At 70.8% G+C, this 16,282-nt stretch carries 16 protein-coding genes; 9 read left to right on the forward strand and 7 right to left on the reverse strand.

Features of this window, described 5'->3' with window-relative positions; all coding sequences use genetic code 11:
- Nucleotides 1–257: 257 nt before the first annotated feature.
- The 3 genes from S1361_RS39985 to S1361_RS37350 form a co-directional block, all read right to left on the reverse strand.
- Entirely contained in the window at nt 258–389 is a 132-nt protein-coding gene (locus tag S1361_RS39985) for a hypothetical protein (RefSeq protein WP_279577643.1), read from the reverse strand.
- 23 nt (nt 390–412) lie between these two features.
- The gene (locus S1361_RS37345) at nt 413–2,014 is read right to left on the reverse strand and encodes a M4 family metallopeptidase (RefSeq protein WP_208036232.1); all 1,602 of its coding nucleotides are present in this window, start codon (nt 2,012–2,014) and stop codon (nt 413–415) included.
- A gap of 148 nt (nt 2,015–2,162) precedes the next feature.
- Nucleotides 2,163–3,173: a LysR family transcriptional regulator gene (locus S1361_RS37350; protein ID WP_208036233.1), complete on the reverse strand. Its 1,011-nt coding sequence runs from the start codon at nt 3,171–3,173 to the stop codon at nt 2,163–2,165.
- A 431-nt stretch (nt 3,174–3,604) separates the two neighbouring features.
- On the opposite strand from S1361_RS37350, the gene S1361_RS37355 reads away from it, so the two are divergent.
- On the forward strand, nt 3,605–4,060 hold the full coding sequence (locus S1361_RS37355; protein ID WP_208036234.1) for a hypothetical protein: 456 nt from the start codon (nt 3,605–3,607) through the stop codon (nt 4,058–4,060).
- Between the two features lies 1 nt (nt 4,061).
- Here S1361_RS37355 and S1361_RS37360 read toward each other — a convergent pair whose 3' ends face one another.
- The 4 genes from S1361_RS37360 to S1361_RS37375 all read right to left on the reverse strand — a co-directional run bounded on the left by S1361_RS37360 (nt 4,062) and on the right by S1361_RS37375 (nt 6,863).
- Complete coding sequence (locus tag S1361_RS37360) at nt 4,062–4,829, reverse strand: NAD-dependent epimerase/dehydratase family protein (protein ID WP_208036235.1); 768 nt, start codon at nt 4,827–4,829, stop codon at nt 4,062–4,064.
- On the reverse strand, nt 4,826–6,016 hold the full coding sequence (locus S1361_RS37365; RefSeq protein ID WP_208036236.1) for a macrolide family glycosyltransferase: 1,191 nt from the start codon (nt 6,014–6,016) through the stop codon (nt 4,826–4,828). The genes S1361_RS37360 and S1361_RS37365 overlap by 4 nt, the downstream gene beginning before the upstream one ends.
- Nucleotides 6,000–6,653: a flavoprotein gene (locus S1361_RS37370; RefSeq protein ID WP_208036237.1), complete on the reverse strand. Its 654-nt coding sequence runs from the start codon at nt 6,651–6,653 to the stop codon at nt 6,000–6,002. The genes S1361_RS37365 and S1361_RS37370 overlap by 17 nt, the downstream gene beginning before the upstream one ends.
- A 69-nt stretch (nt 6,654–6,722) precedes the next feature.
- The gene (locus tag S1361_RS37375; protein WP_208036238.1) at nt 6,723–6,863 is read right to left on the reverse strand and encodes a hypothetical protein; all 141 of its coding nucleotides are present in this window, start codon (nt 6,861–6,863) and stop codon (nt 6,723–6,725) included.
- Between the two features lie 311 nt (nt 6,864–7,174).
- Between S1361_RS37375 and S1361_RS37380 the strand changes: the two genes are divergently transcribed.
- The 8 genes from S1361_RS37380 to S1361_RS37415 are packed head-to-tail and all read left to right on the forward strand — an operon-like array spanning nt 7,175 to nt 16,209.
- The gene (locus tag S1361_RS37380; protein WP_208036239.1) at nt 7,175–8,407 is read left to right on the forward strand and encodes a macrolide family glycosyltransferase; all 1,233 of its coding nucleotides are present in this window, start codon (nt 7,175–7,177) and stop codon (nt 8,405–8,407) included.
- Nucleotides 8,404–9,651 carry a macrolide family glycosyltransferase gene (locus S1361_RS37385; RefSeq protein ID WP_208036240.1) on the forward strand — a complete coding sequence of 416 codons (1,248 nt, stop codon included), beginning with the start codon at nt 8,404–8,406 and terminating at the stop codon, nt 9,649–9,651. The genes S1361_RS37380 and S1361_RS37385 overlap by 4 nt, the downstream gene beginning before the upstream one ends.
- Before the next feature lie 7 nt (nt 9,652–9,658).
- Nucleotides 9,659–10,972 carry a cytochrome P450 family protein gene (locus S1361_RS37390; RefSeq protein WP_208036241.1) on the forward strand — a complete coding sequence of 438 codons (1,314 nt, stop codon included), beginning with the start codon at nt 9,659–9,661 and terminating at the stop codon, nt 10,970–10,972.
- 44 nt (nt 10,973–11,016) lie between these two features.
- Entirely contained in the window at nt 11,017–12,015 is a 999-nt protein-coding gene (locus tag S1361_RS37395; protein WP_243769450.1) for an ATP-binding cassette domain-containing protein, read from the forward strand.
- A complete protein-coding gene (locus S1361_RS37400; protein WP_208036243.1) occupies nt 12,015–12,878 on the forward strand; it encodes an ABC transporter permease in 864 nt (287 codons plus the stop codon). Before S1361_RS37395 ends, S1361_RS37400 begins: the two co-directional genes overlap by 1 nt.
- A 17-nt stretch (nt 12,879–12,895) precedes the next feature.
- On the forward strand, nt 12,896–13,963 hold the full coding sequence (locus tag S1361_RS37405; protein ID WP_208036244.1) for a glucose-1-phosphate thymidylyltransferase: 1,068 nt from the start codon (nt 12,896–12,898) through the stop codon (nt 13,961–13,963).
- Nucleotides 13,960–14,955, forward strand: coding sequence for a dTDP-glucose 4,6-dehydratase (rfbB, locus tag S1361_RS37410; protein WP_208036245.1), 996 nt, complete (start codon nt 13,960–13,962; stop codon nt 14,953–14,955). The genes S1361_RS37405 and rfbB overlap by 4 nt, the downstream gene beginning before the upstream one ends.
- A 3-nt stretch (nt 14,956–14,958) precedes the next feature.
- Complete coding sequence (locus tag S1361_RS37415) at nt 14,959–16,209, forward strand: nucleotide disphospho-sugar-binding domain-containing protein (RefSeq protein WP_208036246.1); 1,251 nt, start codon at nt 14,959–14,961, stop codon at nt 16,207–16,209.
- The last annotated feature ends 73 nt before the right edge of the window (nt 16,210–16,282 follow it).

Genomic DNA, 16,282 nt, shown 5'->3' on the forward strand with positions numbered 1-16,282 from the left:
CCAGACCGCGCAGCAGGAAACCGACCGGGAGCTCCGGCACCTGCACCATCCCCGCCGACGGGGCCATGCCCGGCCTCGGTAAATCACTCCAGCACCGCCGGCCGCCGCTCCCGCCCCTGCCGCGCCAGCGCCGCCGCGCGCACGACCACCACCGGCTCGACCGCGCCCACCACCGAACCACCGACCCGCCCGTCCCCTCCCGCCGCCGATGCCGCGACAGCGGCCCAGCCCGCCGCCAGCCGCCAACTGACTAGTCGTCACCACCACTGCTCGCCCGTGAGTTCACCTGCGGGGCAGCCGGGCTCACCGGTCGTCGCGGCGTCGCCGGAGAACACCGGGCCCGGGCGACGGCTGAGATGGTTCTCGTCGTCGTCCGGGCCGGCTCGCACGAATCAGACGGTGCGTCGGTGTGTCAGAGGACGTTGACCGCGCTCCAGGCCGCGGCCACGGTGGCGTATTCGGGGCTGCCGGCGCCGTAGAGGTCCTTCGCCGCGTTCAGAGTCGCGGTGCGGGCTCCCTTGTAGTCCGTGGTGGAGGTCATGTAGACGGTCAGCGCCCGGTACCAGATGGCGGATGCCTTCTGGTTGCCGATGCCGGTGACGGTGGAGCCGTTGCACGTGGGGCTGTTGTAGGAGACGCCGTTGATGGTTTTGGCGCCGCTGCCCTCGCTCGCGAGGTAGAACCAGTGGTTACCGACGCCCGAGGAGTTGTGCACGTCGAGGCGGCCGACCGACTTCGACCAGCAGTCGGCGGAGCGGCCGTCCAGGGACGGCTTGTCGAAGCGGCGCAGCCACGGCGGGGTGGACTGGTCACTGAAGAGGTAGTCGGGGGTGTCGACCGGGTTGTTGGCGTACCACTCGACCATGGTGCCGAGGATGTCGCTGGTGGCCTCGTTCAGGCCGCCGGACTCACCGCTGTAGCGCAGGTTGGCGGTGGCCGAGGTGACGCCGTGGGTCATCTCGTGGCCCATGGTGTCGAGGTCGACCTGCTCGGGGTCGACGGTGCCGTTGCCGTCACCGGTCATCATGCAGAAGCAGGAGTCCGACCACTGGGCGTTGTCCCAGTTGGTGCCGACGTGGACGAAGACGGTGGCGCCGCGACCGTCGTTCTTGATGCCGTTGCGGCCGAAGGTCGCCTTGTAGTAGTCGAACGTCTTCGCCGTGTTGGCGTGCGCGTCGACGGCGGCGGTGGCTCTGTCGGTGGAGAACTTCTTGCCGTCGCCCCAGATGTTGTCGGCGTCGGTGAACAGGGTGCCGGAGGAGCTCTTCAGGGACGAGGACGAGAGGTTGTGGGCGTCCTTGGTGATGTGACCGCGCACCGGGTCGATCAGGGCGAAGGTGCCGTCGGCCTGCTGGGTGGTGTCGATGCTGACGTCACCGGTGTACTCGGAGTGGCCGGTGCCGGTCGACTCGTGCTCGGCGTCGTAGTTCTCGATCGCCGCGCCGGTGGTGGCGTCGGTGACGAAGACCTCGCCGTGCGGCTGGCCCTTGTCGCCCAGGCCCTGCACGGTGGTCCGCCAGGCCAGGCGCGGGGTGCCGTCGGCGGCCCACACGATCAGCTCGGGCGTGGACTTGGCGTTGCGCACCAACCCGCGCGAGCGCTTCAGAGCGCTTGCCGCGGTGCCCTTGGCGTCGACGGCGGGAGTGACGGACTTGAGTGCCACCTTGTGGGCCTTGGCGCGGGTGGATCCCTTGAGCGAGCCATCGGCCTTCTGGTGGACGACGAAGTCGCCGCCGACGACGGGGAGGCCGCGGTAGGTCCGCTCGAAGCGGACGTGCTGGGTGCCGTCTGCGTCGATCACGACGTCCTTCACCTTGAGCGTCTGGCCCGCGCCGAACCCGAAGGTGTCGGCGTGCCGGGTCACGTTCGCCTTGGCCTGGGATATCGCCGTGTCGCGGACGGAGGTTCCGTCCTGCACCGCTTGGGGCTGCGAGTGCGCGGGTACGGCCATCGCACCCGTGGTGATGACACCGGCGGCGACCATCGCGGAAAGGGCAAGAAAGGGACGGGACATGACGGGGAGATTCCTTCGCTCGTCGTGGGGTGACGACGTCCTCGGACGTTGGGTCGTCGTGGGGTGACGACGTCCTTGGACGTTGACGCGAAGTGTTCACCAGGTGGCATGTTCCTGACCTGATCCCATCTGGGATATAGCCGCGGAGCTATAGGGCAAAGGCCCGTGACTCCGGGGGCCAGCTGCCCTCGCCGAGGGCGAACTTCTCTCCCCCGCCCTCCCACCAGGCCAGATACTGCGGCCGCTGCCGCACCAGTGACAGATAGGCGGCCAGCAGACGCTCGCCCGCCGCGTCGGCGAGCTCGGGCGGAACCGATGCCGTGTTCCAGGCCAGCAGGAGCCGACGGTGGAACGGGACGTCCACGAGGGGCCGCTGCACGGTGCCCTGGGCGGCGACATCGGCGGTCGGCCACACGCCGCAGACGGCACGCCGGCCGGCGACCAGGATCTGCGCCACGGACAGGTCCGGCGTCACATGGGTGATGCGCGGGGTGAATCCTGCCGACTGGCAGGTGAGGTGAAGGTAGGCGTGCACACCGCTCTCGTCCGCCTCCGGCATCACCCAGTCCTCGTCCGCCAGTTCATGGAGACCGACCATCTCCCGGCGCGCCAGCGGGTGGTCCTCGGAGAGCAGGACGAAGACCGGCTCGCGGAGCAGCGTGCGCGTCGCCACCGAGTCGCCGACCGGGAGCGGGAAGCCCGGGAACTCGCCGAACACCGCGATGTCGCACTTCGCCAGACTCAGCGATTTCACCAGGGTGTGCACCGAGCGGCGGGCATCTATGGTGAGCCGGCGCTCCGGAACGAGTTCGAAGAGGGCGGAGACCAGCAGGGAGACCAAGGGGCCTGCGGTTCCGCCCGCCCGCAGCGGGGCGGCGGCCCGGCTGTCCGCCTCGGCCGCCGACCGCGCGTGCTCGCGCAGCCGGTCGAAGCCGGCGACGAGGTCACGGGCGCAGCGCAGGACGTACTGGCCGTTCTCGTTCGGCTTCACCCCGTCGGCGCTGCGGATGAAGAGCGGGCCGCCCAGCTCGTGTTCGATCCGCTTCAGCTGAGCGCTGGTGGCCGGCTGCGAGAGCTGCAAGCGCGCGGCTGCCTTGCGGATGCTGCCGGCCTCGGCGACGGTGAGCAGGACACGGAGGTGCCGGAACTCGAGGTGCATGAACCTTTCCCCGCTCAGCGCGGGGGGACCCGTACACCCCCCGTGAACAGCAGAATCAGCTGCCTGACGGCATGGTGGCCAAGAATCCGACGAGCCGTCGGGGGGCGGCAACCATGAGACGGTAAAACCTGCGTCGGACGCGACGGGGTTTCATCCCATCACGGTGCCAGTCCGCGAGAGCGCCGAGCTCCTTGGCGACGGCGCGCTGCGCTGGTGGCGGTCGCTGCTCTGGGCCTCATCGGTGTAACTCGACGGGTAGGGAGGTGATGCCTTCCAGTAGACGGTTCTGGTCGGGCTGTGCGCGCCCCCGGCCGCCGGCCCCGAGCACGTCGACGGCACGTGGTGCCGGTCGCGGTGATGCGGGCGATCGCTGTTTCGGAGCCCCTCCGGCATCCTGGTCGCGCCCGCCTTCATCGGGCATGATCAGGTGCATGGAGAACGTGCACCTACCGACCACCGAGGCTGCAGTCTCCGCGATACGCGACATCGCGGAGTCATTCGAATTGGCGATGTCAGTCACCGACGACATCGGCGCGGACCAGACGTCGCGCCGTACGTCGGCCGAGCTCTTCACGGTGTTGGACCCCGACGGCTCGCTGCCGCACGAGGCGTTCGTGGAGTTGGCGGGATCGCCGTCCGTGAGCGTCCGGCTCTTCCCTGAGGACGACGCGAACATCACCGTGGACGGGGTGGAGTTCCACGACGTCCCCCGCGACTCGGTCCCCGCGTTTCTCAGGTCTGTCTACGGCGGGCTCGCCTACACCAAGGGCCGGCTGTTTCCCCCCGGCCAGTGGCTCGTCGTGCCGCTGCCCGCGGACGAGACGTACAAGGAACTGATCACGAGCCCCAACCTGACGCCGTGGCTGGCGCGCAGCGCCCGCGGCTAGCTCAGGCCCCGGTTCGCTCGGCCGCCGCGAGGTGTGGCACGTAGCGGGCCACGAGACGGTCGAGGTAGCCGGCACCGAAGCCGAAGTGCTCGGTCTCGGGGACGAAGGCCCGCATCCGCCGGTTGGAGATCCGCAGGGACTCGGCCGGCACGTCTCGAAGGATCCGGTGCGCCCGCTGGCCGAGCCCCAGTTCGAGGGCCGTGACGATCTCCTCGGCCGAGAAGGAGAACCCGGAGGCGACGTTGACGATCTGGCCGCGCACCCCGAGAGCGAGCAGCCGGTCCAGCACCGTGACGAAATGCCGGACGTCCAACAGGTCCCGCCGGGCCCCGCGGTGGACGACGACCGTGCCCGAGCGGATCTGGGCAGCCAGTGACGGTATGAGTTGTGCCGGGTTCTGGCCCGGACCGACCAGATGGCTGAGCCGCAGCGTGAGCCAGGGGGCGCCGGAGTCGGAAACGACCCGTTCCATGGCGAGCTTGTGCCGGCCGTAGGGGGTCGGGGGAGTGACCCGCGCGTCCTCGCGGCCCTCGCCCCGCCTTCCGTAGAGGCCGCAGGACGCCGAGGACAGATGGACCAGCAGGCGGTTCCGCTCGCGGCAGCGGCGCGCCGTCTCGGTCACCAGCGCCGCTTCGCGGGCGAACTGCTCCGGCGCGGTCGCCGACGTGCTCGACACTCCCGCGGCCAGCACGGTCACCGGCCCGCCCGGCACCAGGTGCCGCCGGACGTACCGGGCGACGAACCCGTCGCCGATCACCTCGCCGGTCATCCGGAGGCGAGCCGGCGTAGCACGGCGTCGGCCGCGGTCACGGCTCCTCCCGAGCGCCGGATCTCCTCCCGCATCAGGTTCACCCGTCGGCGTACACCGGCGTGGGTGTGCAGGCCGAGCGCGGTGCGTCGCAGGGCGGCGGCGGTCACGGAACGGAAGGGGATCGCCGTGCCGAGCCCCAGCTCCCGGACCCGCCTGGCGTTGCCCGCCTGCTCCGGCAGCCGGGGGACGACGAGGGAGGGCACGCCGTGGTGGAGGGCCTCCATCGTGGTGGCCATCCCGCCGTGATGGATCACGAGTGAGGCATGCCTCAGCACGGCCGTGTTCGGCACCCAGCGGTGCGCCTCGACATTGGGAGGCAGCGGGGGCAGGTCGGAGGGCTCGCACCGGTCACCGATCGCCATCACCACATGCCAGGCGAGACCGTCGAACGCCTCGGCGACCGTGCCGAAGAACTCCGGGTGGTCGTGGTCGATGGACCCCAGGGAGACCAGGACGACGGGATCGCCGCCGTCGGGCGGCGTCCACTGCGCCGGGTCCGGCTCGGGCGCGGGAGCGGGCCCGGCGAAGGTGTACTCCTCGCCGAAAGTGTCGCCATCCGGCTGGAACGAGCGCGGGACGAGGACCAGCCCGCCCGCCAGACCCGACGTCAGATGGTCCCGGGCCGCGGTCGTTACGCCCTCCTGGGCAAGGAACGAGCCGAGCTGGGACAGGAACTCCGCGGCCATCGGGTTGGCGCCGGCCGTGCCCGGTTCGATCAGCGACCAGTGTCGGGCGGCCGCCAGATACGTCCAGACCTGGACGGACGGGACACGCCACTTCGCCGCGAGGACGCTTCCCGCCCCGGCCGGATCCTCCGTGAGGACGAGGTCGGGCCGGTCCCCGGCGAAGGAGGCGTCCAGCTGCGGCAGCATGGCGCGGGCGTCGTCGAGATAGAGCAGCGGCAGTCGCCGGGTGTCGGTGGGCCAGGCGCCCGGGTCCGAGGGCAGCGAGGAACGGAACACCACGGCCGTTGCCCCCGTGGCCTCCACCAGCGGCGCGAACTGCTGCGTCGTGGCGTAACTGACCCTCACCCCACGCCGCACCAGTTCCCTCACGGTGCCCAGCAGCGGGCTGATGTGGCTGTACGCGGCGGCCGTGAAGACCGCCACATGACGGCCGGCCCCGGCCTCAGCGGGGCCCGGCACCGTTCACCACTCCGTCAGCCGGGCGTTCGGCGGCCCGCCGTGTGCGCAGGTCCTCCAGACTCTTGAGGAGGTTGGGAAGCGTGTCCGGCTGGTTGCCGTCGTGGCGCCCCGTCGTCATGCTCAGCCCCACGACCGGCGGCTGCAGGACGACGTTGGTGCGCTGCGCGAGCCGGGTCCGGTGATCGTTCATGGCGGCGCTCTCCCAGCCGCCCGGCGGCAGCGCCGCGGCGAGCGCGATCGGGGCGTCGGTGCACTGGAGTGCCATCGTCACGGGGGTGTCCGCGAGGCCTTGGGCGAGTCGCGCGATGAAGTGCAGGCCCGCCGGGTAGACGGCTATCGCATCCGGCCAGCTCGCCAGTTCCACATGGAGTTTTCGCGCTTGTGGTTCCTCGGACCAGGAGTCCTCGAAAACAAGTCGGTTGGTGAGGACGGAAAGGCCTTCTCTGGTCACGAATCGCTGAGCGGAGCGAGTGAGAACGATGCGCATCTCAACCTTCGGATAACTGACCTGGAACCAGTTGATCCAGAGGGGAAGGAAAGCAGCGTTGGACGATCCGGTGCCGACCAGGAGCAGGCGTTTCGCCCCGAGGGGAGGGATCGGGATGGGCGGCAGGCCCCAGTTCTCTTCACTCGTCATCTCTCACTCCGACCTCTTGGCGTCTCCCGGGAGACAGGGCCTCCCGGGAGACGTGCATCAGACCGATACTCAGCAGCCGCACCAGGAGCAGCAGCAGGAGCACAGGATGGCCTGCGCCTCCTTGTCGTCCGCCTCGACCTGGAGGAGTTCGTCCTCGGTCAGGGCGTCCAGCTCAAGCAGGTCGTCGGCGAGCAGGTCGGCGACGGGCATGGTTGCCTCCTCGACAGTGATGATCTCCGCGGATACCCGAAGGCATCCGCGAGGCTGCCCGTCGGCCGGGCAGCCGTCGTCATGCTCTCTGGGGAGGTTGGCGAATTCTTCCGCCCTCTCACTGGTTTATCGGTCACCGCACGTGTATGAATCGAACCGCCCGTCTCATACTCGGGTGGGAGACGCAGCCTCGCCTTTTGGTTATTGCGGTGAGGAAAACGGTGATCGCATGGCGAACTCGTCGAATCCTTTGCTAGGTTGCCGCTCCGATGACCGTTTCTTTCCCCCCGCCCGCAAACACAGGTGGTTCGATGTCCCATATCGCGTTCTTCAACATTCCTGGAGCCGGTCACGTCAATCCGACGGCAGGGATCGTCGCGGAACTCGTGGCGCGCGGCCATCGCGTCAGCTACGCGGTGACAGCGCACCAGGGCGCGGAGATCGAGGAGGCCGGCGCCACGCTGGTGCCGTACGAGACCACGATGCGGCAGACCCGCAACGCGATGAACGACCTGGAGAGCGTCGACCGCTTCACCACGGGCGACTTCGTGCAGGTGCTGCGGGGCCTGGTGACGGAGACCGAGGCGCTGTACCCGCAGCTCGACCGGGCGTTCGCCGGTGACCGTCCGGATGTTCTCGTCCACGACGGGCTGTCCGGCTGGACCGGCAGGCTGCTCGCGCACAGCTGGGGCATACCGGCCGTGCGCAGCATCCCCACCATGGCCGCGAACGAGCACTGGTCGCTCGGCACGGACGGGGAGTACGCCGATTTCGAGCCGGACCACCCGGGACTGAACGCCGTGTACGGGGAGATCGCCGCCATGCTGGCCGGACTCGGAGTGGGTCTCACCGCCGAGGAGTTCTTCGGGGGCAGTGAGTCGGGTCCCGCGTTGGTGTGTATTCCGCGGGAGTTCCAGTTTCGGGGTGAGACGTTCGGTGAGGACTTCCACTTCGTGGGGCCGTGCTGGTCGGAGCGTCGGTTTGACGGCGAGTGGAGCCGGCCGGGGGATGGTTCGGGTGAGCGGCCGTTGGTGCTGGTGTCGTTGGGGACGATCCACAACGACGATGTGGGGTTCTTCCAGGCGTGTGTGGATGCCTTCGCCGGTCTTCCGTGGGATGTGGTGATGGCGGTGGGGGACCGGGTGGATCCGGGTGTGTTGTCGGGGGTTCCGGCGCATGTGCAGGTGCGTGCGCATGTGCCGCAGTTGCGGGTGCTGCGGGAGGCGGACCTGTTCGTGACGCATGCGGGGATGGGCAGTGTGATGGAGTCGTTGTCGTTCGGGGTGCCGATGGTGGCGATTCCGCAGATGAGTGAGCAGCGTGCCAATGCTGACCGGTTGGTGGGGTTGGGGCTGGGGGTGATGCTTCACCGTAGGCAGGTCACGGCCGCATCGTTGCGGGAGGCGGCCCGTGCGGTGCTGGCGGACTCCTCCTACGGCGACCGCGTCCGGGACATGCGCGGTCATGTCCGGCGTGCGGGCGGTGCACCCGCCGCGGCCGACGTCATCGAATCCCTGCTGGTGACGGCGGGGGTGGAGCGGTGAGCGGCGACTCCCGCCCGGCGCACGTGGCGTTCTTCGCCCTGCCCGGGCACGGTCATGTGAACCCCGCTCTCGGCGTCGCCGCGGAGCTGACGCGCCGCGGTCACCGGGTCACTTTCGCGACGACCGACCGGTTCGCCACCGCCGCGGCTGCAACCGGTGCGGTACCGCTGCGCTACGAGTCCACCATGGACGGGTTGCCGGCCAAGGACAGTGCCGCGGACCGCCCCGACCGTTTCGGCAGTGACGACCTGGCCCGGGTCCTGCGGGATCTGCTGCGTGAGACCGTGGCCGTACTCGGCCCCCTGGACCGCGCGTTCGCACAGGACCGGCCCGACCTGGTGGTCTACGACGACCCCTCCGGGTGGGCGGCCCGGTTGATCGCGGCACGGCGCGGCATTCCGGTCCTGCCCTACCGGACCACGTTCGCCGCGGGAGCCGGCTGGTCGCTCGCCACGCACCGTACGGACGTCGACCCGTCGCACCCGGAGATCATGCGGGTGTTCCACGCCGTCACCACCCTGCTGGACCGGCTCAAGGTGCCCCTGGGGCCCAAGGAGCTGATGACCGGGAGCGAGTCGGGTCCCGCGTTGGTGTGTATTCCGCGGGAGTTCCAGTTTCGGGGTGAGACGTTCGGTGAGGACTTCCACTTCGTGGGGCCGTGCTGGTCGGAGCGTCGGTTTGACGGCGAGTGGAGCCGGCCGGGGGATGGTTCGGGTGAGCGGCCGTTGGTGCTGGTGTCGTTGGGGACGATCCACAACGACGATGTGGGGTTCTTCCAGGCGTGTGTGGATGCCTTCGCCGGTCTTCCGTGGGATGTGGTGATGGCGGTGGGGGACCGGGTGGATCCGGGTGTGTTGTCGGGGGTTCCGGCGCATGTGCAGGTGCGTGCGCATGTGCCGCAGTTGCGGGTGCTGCGGGAGGCGGACCTGTTCGTGACGCATGCGGGGATGGGCAGTGTGATGGAGTCGTTGTTCTTCGGGGTGCCGATGGTGGCGATTCCGCAGATGAGTGAGCAGCGTGCCAATGCTGACCGGTTGGTGGGGTTGGGGCTGGGGGTGATGCTTCACCGTAGGGAGGTCACGGCCGCGTCGTTGCGGGAGGCGGCCCGTGCGGTGCTGGCGGACTCCTCCTACGGCGACCGCGTCCGGGACATGCGCGGTCATGTCCGGCGTGCGGGCGGTGCACCCGCCGCGGCCGACGTCATCGAATCCCTGCTCACTGCGTCCGCACAGGCACACGGGTGAGCGCGCCGTGAGCCGACCCGCCGAAATCCCGACGGAGATCGACACTCCCGCCTTCTTCTCCGATCAGCACGACTACTACACCCGTCTGCGGCAGAGCCCGGGACCGCGTCTCGTCCGCAACCCGCGAGGCCTCGGGTACTGGCTGATCACCCGGCACGCCGAGGCCAGGGAGGTCCTGCTCGACCCCCGCTTCTCCAAGGACCCCCGGCTCGCCGAGCAGGCGCTGACCGCCGCCGGTTACGCGGTCTTCGGGGCGGACAGCTTCTTCCTGCCCCTGGTCAACAGCGATCCGCCGGACCACACGCGGCTGCGGCGGCTGGTCTCCGGGGCGTTCACCCCGCGCCGCGTCGAGACGCTCAGGCCCCGGGTCGAACAGCTCACCCGGGAACTGCTCGATGCCGTCCCGGACGAGCCCGGCACCCGGGACGGCGCCGCGACCCCCGTCGACCTCATGACGGCGCTCGCCTTCCCGCTGCCGGTCCTGGTGATCTGCGAACTGCTGGGAGTGCCCCACGCCGGCCGCAGCGCGCTGCTGAACTGGGCCACCCGGATGCTCACGGTGTCCGAAAGCGCGGCCGGACCCGGAACAGGCCCTGCTGAGCGCACGCGCAGGCTGCACCGGTGGTTCGCCTCCCTCGTGGCCGCGAAGCGTCCCCGAGTCCGCACCGACCTGCCCCAGGAGGAGCAGCCCGACCTGCTCGCGGCCCTCATCGTGGCGCACGACCGGGGCGCACGGCTCAGCGACGAGGAGCTGGTCGGCCTGCTGGTGCTGTTACTGGTCGCGGGACACGAAACCACGACGGGGATGATCGGCAACGCGGTCGACGCCCTGCTGCGCCACCCCGATCAGCTCGCGCTGCTGCGGGACCGCCCGGAACTGCTGCCCTCGGCCGTGGACGAACTGCTGCGCTACGAGGCGCCGCTCGCCCGGACCACGCTGCGGGTGGCACGCGAGGACGTACAGCTCGCCGGCACCCTCATTCCCGCAGGCAGCGTCGTCAGCGTCGCGCTCACGGCCGCCAACCGGGACCCGGACGTCTTTCCCGAGCCCGACCGGCTCGACATCACCCGGGCATCCGGTGCCCACCTGTCGTTCGGCCACGGCATTCACTACTGCCTGGGCGCGCCGCTGGCCCGGCTCCAGACGGAGACCGTGCTCGCCGCGCTGCTGAGCCGGTGGCCGGAACTGGCCGCGGCCGATCCGCACGCGCCCCAGCGGTGGCTCCCCGTCGGCGACATGCGCGGGCTGCTGACCCTGCCGGTGCTGCCGCGTCCCGTCCCGTCCGCGGCTGCCACCGCCCGTGACCGAGGGCGCGCATGAGCCTCACGCGTCAATCGTCCGGCCCCCTGCGCCAAGGAGAACCCGTGCCCCCACCTGCCGAGGCCGCCGCCATCGAGGTGCGCGGTCTGCGCAAGCGGTTCGGCACGACCCCCGCTCTGGACGGCGTCGATCTCACGGTCGGGCCGGGCACCGTCTGCGGGCTGCTCGCGCCCAACGGGGCGGGCAAGACCACGATGGTCCGCATTCTGGCCACCCTGTCTCTCCCGGACGGCGGCACGGCCCGGGTGGCCGGACACGACGTCGTACGGCACCCTGCCCGGGTACGGGGGAGCATAGCGCTGACCGGACAGTACGCCGCGGTGGACGAGGTGATAAGCGGCCGCGACAACCTGGAGATGTTCGCCCGTCTGTACCGGATGCGTGGTCCCGCCGTACGGCGACGGGCCGAGGAACTGCTCGAGCGCTTCGGCCTGACGGACGCGGGTGACCGCCCGGTGCGTACCTGGTCCGGCGGGATGCGCCGCAGACTCGACCTCGCCGTGAGCCTCGTGGTGCCGCCCGCCGTGATCTTCCTCGACGAGCCGACGACGGGGCTCGACCCACACAGCCGCGGCGGGCTCTGGGAGAGCGTCCGCGAACTCGTACGGGCCGGCACCACCGTTCTGCTCACCACGCAGTACCTGGACGAGGCCGACCACCTCGCCGACCGGATCGCCGTGCTGGCCGATGTGAACGGCACCGGAAGCCGGGTCATCGCCGAGGGCACCCCGTTCGCGCTGAAGTCCGCCCTCGGCGGTGAACGCGTCGACGTCACCGTCCGTGACCCCGGACACCGTGCGCGCGTCGCCGAGATCCTGGCCCGCGCGGGGGGCCGGGAGCCGGACATCGGTGACGATCCGCACCGGGTGTGCCTGGCCGTCGGCGCGGGCCCCGTGCCGGGCACGGCGGTGCTCGCCGCAGCGCTCGGCGAACTGGACGCCGAAGGCATCGCGGTCGTCCATCTCGTCCTGCGCCGCCCCACGCTGGACGAGGTCTTCCTCAGTCTCACGAGCCGGCCGAGCCCCGACCGGGAGGCCGTGTGATGCGCGCCCCGAGCCCCGCCCGCACATCGCCACCGGCCACCTGGACGACGTCCGGCGAACCGCCGCTCTCCCGGCTGCGCTGGTGCGCCGGAGACGCGGCGACCGTCGCCCGACGCCATCTGGCCCATCTGCGCAGCGCCCCGGAGAGGGCCGCGATGGCGCTGGTCACCCCGCTGGTCTTCACGCTGCTGTTCGTCTACGTGCTCGGCAGCAACATGCGGGCGCCCGGCGGCATCTCGTACGTCGACTTCCTGGTGCCGGGAATGCTGGCGCAGATGGCCGTCTTCGGCATCGCCGCGAGCGCCGCCGTGACGGCCGAGGACAAACACCGAGGAGTCATGGACCGCTTCCACTCCCTGCCGATGAGCCGTGCGGGCGTCCCTCTCGGGCAGTCACTGGCCGAGTGCCTGGGCGGGGCCATCACGCTGGGGGTGATGGCGGGCTGCGGTCTGCTCGTCGGCTGGCGTCCGGCCGCCGCGCCGATGGGCGTCCTGGCAGGCATCGCGCTGCTGCTCCTCGCCCGCTACGCGTTCAGCTGGCTCGGCATCTGGATCGGTCTGGTGATGCCCTCCCGGTCCGCCACGGACTTCGTCGGCATGCTGATGTTCCCGCTGACGATGATCTCCAACATCTTCGTCCCCACCGAGGGCCTGCCGGCCGGGCTGCGCCTGCTCGCCGACTGGAATCCGGTCAGCGCGGTGGTGTCCGCCGTACGCGAGCTGTTCGGCAACCCCGTCGCCGTGCCCGACGCCGCCGCATGGCCGATCGCGCACCCGGTCGCCGCCACGCTCGGCTGGTCCCTGCTGCTGCTCGTGGTCTTCGGCCCGCTGACGGTGGCCGCGTTCCGCGCACCGAAGCACTGACCACCGAAAGGAGCCTCGTGAAAGCCCTCGTGCTGGCGGGTGGCGCGGGCACGCGACTGCGCCCGATCACCCACACCTCCGCCAAACAACTCGTGCCCATCGCCAACAAGCCCGTGCTCTTCTACGGACTCGAGGCGATCGCCGACGCCGGGATCAAGGACGTCGCAGTGGTTGTCGGGGACACCGTCGCGGAGATCCGGCGTGCCGTCGGCGACGGATCGGCCTTCGGCCTGCGAGTGACCTACCTTCCGCAGCCCCGGCCGCTGGGGCTGGCCCACGCCGTCCTGCTCGCCCGCGACTTCCTCGGCGACGACGACTTCCTGATGTATCTCGGCGACAACTTCATCGTCGGGGGCATCACGGCGCTGCTCGACGAGTTCCGCGCCCACCGGCCGGACGTCCAGCTCCTGCTGACCCGGGTCGCGAACCCCAGCGCCTACGGCGTCGCCACGCTGTCAGCCGCCGGACGGGTCACGGACCTCCAGGAGAAGCCCGAGCGGCCCGCGAGCGATCTGGCCATCGTCGGCGCCTACCTGTTCACCCCCGCCGTCCACGAGGCCGTCCGGGCCATCACCCCCTCCGACCGCGGGGAGCTGGAGATCACCGACGCGCTGCGCCTGATGCTCGCCCAGGGCCGGCACATCAGGCCGACGGTGATCAACGGATACTGGAAGGACACCGGCACCGTCGCCGACGTGCTCGAGGCCAACCGCTGCGTCCTGGACAGCCTCGACCCCGCGGTCGAGGGCACGGTCAGCGCCGACAGCGAACTCGTCGGCAGGGTGCGGGTGTGCGCGGGCGCGGTGGTGCGCGGTTCCCGTATCGTCGGTCCCGCACTGATCGGCGCCGGCTCTGTCGTCGTCGACTCCTATGTGGGCCCCTCCACCTCGATAGCCGAGAACTGCCGGATCGAGGACAGCGAGATCGAGTTCTCCATCGTGCTGAACGACGCGTCCATCACCGGGGTGCGCCGCATCGACGCCTCGCTCATCGGCTGTCACACGGAGGTGGCTCCCGCGCCCCGGGTTCCCCTGTCCCACCGCCTCGTCCTCGGCGACCACAGCACAGTCCGAATCGCCTCATGACCACGACACACCACCTGGTCACCGGAGCGGCCGGATTCATCGGCTCGGCCTACGTCCGCCAGCTCCTGGGCCCCGAAGGACCGCCCGACATCGAGGTCACCGCCCTCGACGCGCTGACCTACGCCGGAGACCTCGCGAACCTCGCCCCGCTCGCCGGCCATCCGAGGCTGCGGTTCGTGCACGGCGACATCACCGACGCCGCACTGGTGGGCGAGCTGACGCGGCCCGGGTCGGTGGTGGTCAACTTCGCCGCCGAGAGCCATGTGGACCGCTCCATCGCCGCCGCCGGTGCCTTCGTGCGCACCAACGTGCTGGGCACCCAGGTCCTGCTCGACGCGGCGCTGGACGCCGGCGTCCGGTGCTTCCTCCAGGTGTCGACCGACGAGGTGTACGGCTCCATCGAGGAGGGCTCCTGGACCGAGGAGGACCCGGTCCGGCCCCGCTCCCCGTACGCTGCCACGAAGGCCTCCGCCGATCTGCTGGCCCTCAGCTACGCCCACACCCACGGGCTCGACGTGCGGGTCACCCGGTGCAGCAACAACTACGGCCCCGGCCAGCATCCCGAGAAGCTGATCCCTCGCTTCGTCACGCTGCTGCTGGCCGGTGAGCCGGTGCCGCTGTACGGCGACGGGGGCAACGTCCGCGACTGGCTGCACGTCCTCGACCACTGCCGGGCCATCCGGCTCGTCCTCGAACGCGGGGCGCCCGCCGAGGTCTACAACGTGGGAGGCGGCACCCAGCTGACCAACGCGGAACTGACCGGGCTGCTGCTGGACGCCTGCGGTGCCGACTGGAGCGCGGTACGCCCGGTCGCCGACCGCAAGGGCCACGACCGCCGCTACTGCGTCGACGACGGCAAGCTGCGGCGCCTGGGATACCGGCCCCTCGTTCCCTTCGCACCGGGCCTCGCGGACACCGTCGACTGGTACCGCCGGCGAGCCGTGCGCCCGCGGCCCACCGATCACCGTCCGACAAGTTCTCTGAGGAAGTAATCCGTGCGTGTCCTGTTCGCCGTCTTTCCCGTCGCGGCACACGTCTTCCCCGTGGTCCCGCTCGCCTGGGCGCTCCGGAACGCGGGCCACGAGGTCCGTATCGCCACCCACCCGGACACGGCCCGCGTGGTGACCGGGGCGGGACTCGCGGCCGTCCCCGTGGGGCGGGGCGAAGACCTCGCCGCGCTCACCGACTTCGCCCGCAACCCGGTGCTGTCCGGCCTCGCCGGAGGCGGTCTGGACATCGGTCCGGGGGACTGCGACGACTGGGGTGCGAAGTGGTTCCGGACGACCCGGGTGTTCCCGGCGCTGCGGCCGCTGCTCGAGGAGCTCACCGGTGTCGCCGTGCGCTGGCGTCCCGACCTGGTCCTGTGGGACCCCTTCTGTCTGCCGGCCGCCGTCGCCGCCCGGGTCAGCGGCGCCGCCCACGCCCGGCTGCTGTGGGGCCGGGACAACATCGCCTGGCTGTACGGGCGTTCCGTGCGGTACCGGCATCAGGCCCCCGACGGCGGCTGGCCGGAGCCGCTGGAGGAGACGATGCAGCAGATCCTCGAACCGTACGGACTGACCTTCGAGGAGGAACTCGTCCTCGGCCAGTGGACGGTGGACCCGATGCCGCCCGGTATGCGACTGCCCGTACCGGCGGTCCGCTACGAGAGCGTGCGCTGGGTGCCGTACGGCGGGGGCCAGGCCGTGCCGGAGTGGCTGCACGGCAGGCCGTCGCGGCCACGGGTCTGTGTGACGCTGGGAGCCGGCGAGCCGGGTCGGCTGCTGCTGCGGGAGAACGGAACGGGTATCGCGGACGTGCTGGACTCCCTCGCCGGCCTGGACGTGGAGCTGGTCGCCGCGGTCGACCCCGGCTCTGCCGAGTCCCGCCTGCCCGAACGCGTACGCGTACTGGAGCGGATCCCCCTGCCGCAGCTGCTTCCGGGATGCGCCGCCGTCGTCCACCACGGCGCCGCCGAGACGTTGGCGCCGTCCGCCGCGGCAGGCGTCCCCCAGCTGATCGTGCCGGTGCCGTCCTGGGACGAGGACGCGGCGGCCGCACATCTGGTCCGCAACGGTGCCGGAGTCGTCCTCGACCGGCGCGAGTTCAGTCCGCGGTCGCTTCGCGCGGCACTGGCGGAGCTGCTGCGGAACCCGTCCTTCCAGGAGGCGGCCACCGCGTGGCGCGAGGAACTCGCCCGGCTTCCGGGACCCGCGGACCTCGTCCCGGTGCTGGAGGAACTGACCGGACACCATCAGCGGTTCTGAGATTCGGGCCCCACGCCAGTGGGAGACGGGGTCCTTGCGCGTCCCTCCGGCGGAGTCGGGAATGCAGACTCCC

This window comes from Streptomyces cyanogenus (assembly GCF_017526105.1).
Taxonomy (GTDB): Bacteria; Actinomycetota; Actinomycetes; order Streptomycetales; family Streptomycetaceae; genus Streptomyces; species Streptomyces cyanogenus.

Coding starts and splice junctions, on each gene's coding strand:
- S1361_RS37350 (WP_208036233.1), bottom strand. CDS start 3,173: ATGCACCTCGAGTTCCGGCACCTCCGTGTCCTGCTCACCGTCGCCGAG.
- rfbB (WP_208036245.1), top strand. CDS start 13,960: ATGACCACGACACACCACCTGGTCACCGGAGCGGCCGGATTCATCGGC.
- S1361_RS37375 (WP_208036238.1), bottom strand. CDS start 6,863: ATGCCCGTCGCCGACCTGCTCGCCGACGACCTGCTTGAGCTGGACGCC.
- S1361_RS37380 (WP_208036239.1), top strand. CDS start 7,175: ATGTCCCATATCGCGTTCTTCAACATTCCTGGAGCCGGTCACGTCAAT.
- S1361_RS37370 (WP_208036237.1), bottom strand. CDS start 6,653: ATGACGAGTGAAGAGAACTGGGGCCTGCCGCCCATCCCGATCCCTCCC.
- S1361_RS37355 (WP_208036234.1), top strand. CDS start 3,605: ATGGAGAACGTGCACCTACCGACCACCGAGGCTGCAGTCTCCGCGATA.
- S1361_RS37345 (WP_208036232.1), bottom strand. CDS start 2,014: ATGTCCCGTCCCTTTCTTGCCCTTTCCGCGATGGTCGCCGCCGGTGTC.
- S1361_RS37400 (WP_208036243.1), top strand. CDS start 12,015: ATGCGCGCCCCGAGCCCCGCCCGCACATCGCCACCGGCCACCTGGACG.
- S1361_RS37360 (WP_208036235.1), bottom strand. CDS start 4,829: ATGACCGGCGAGGTGATCGGCGACGGGTTCGTCGCCCGGTACGTCCGG.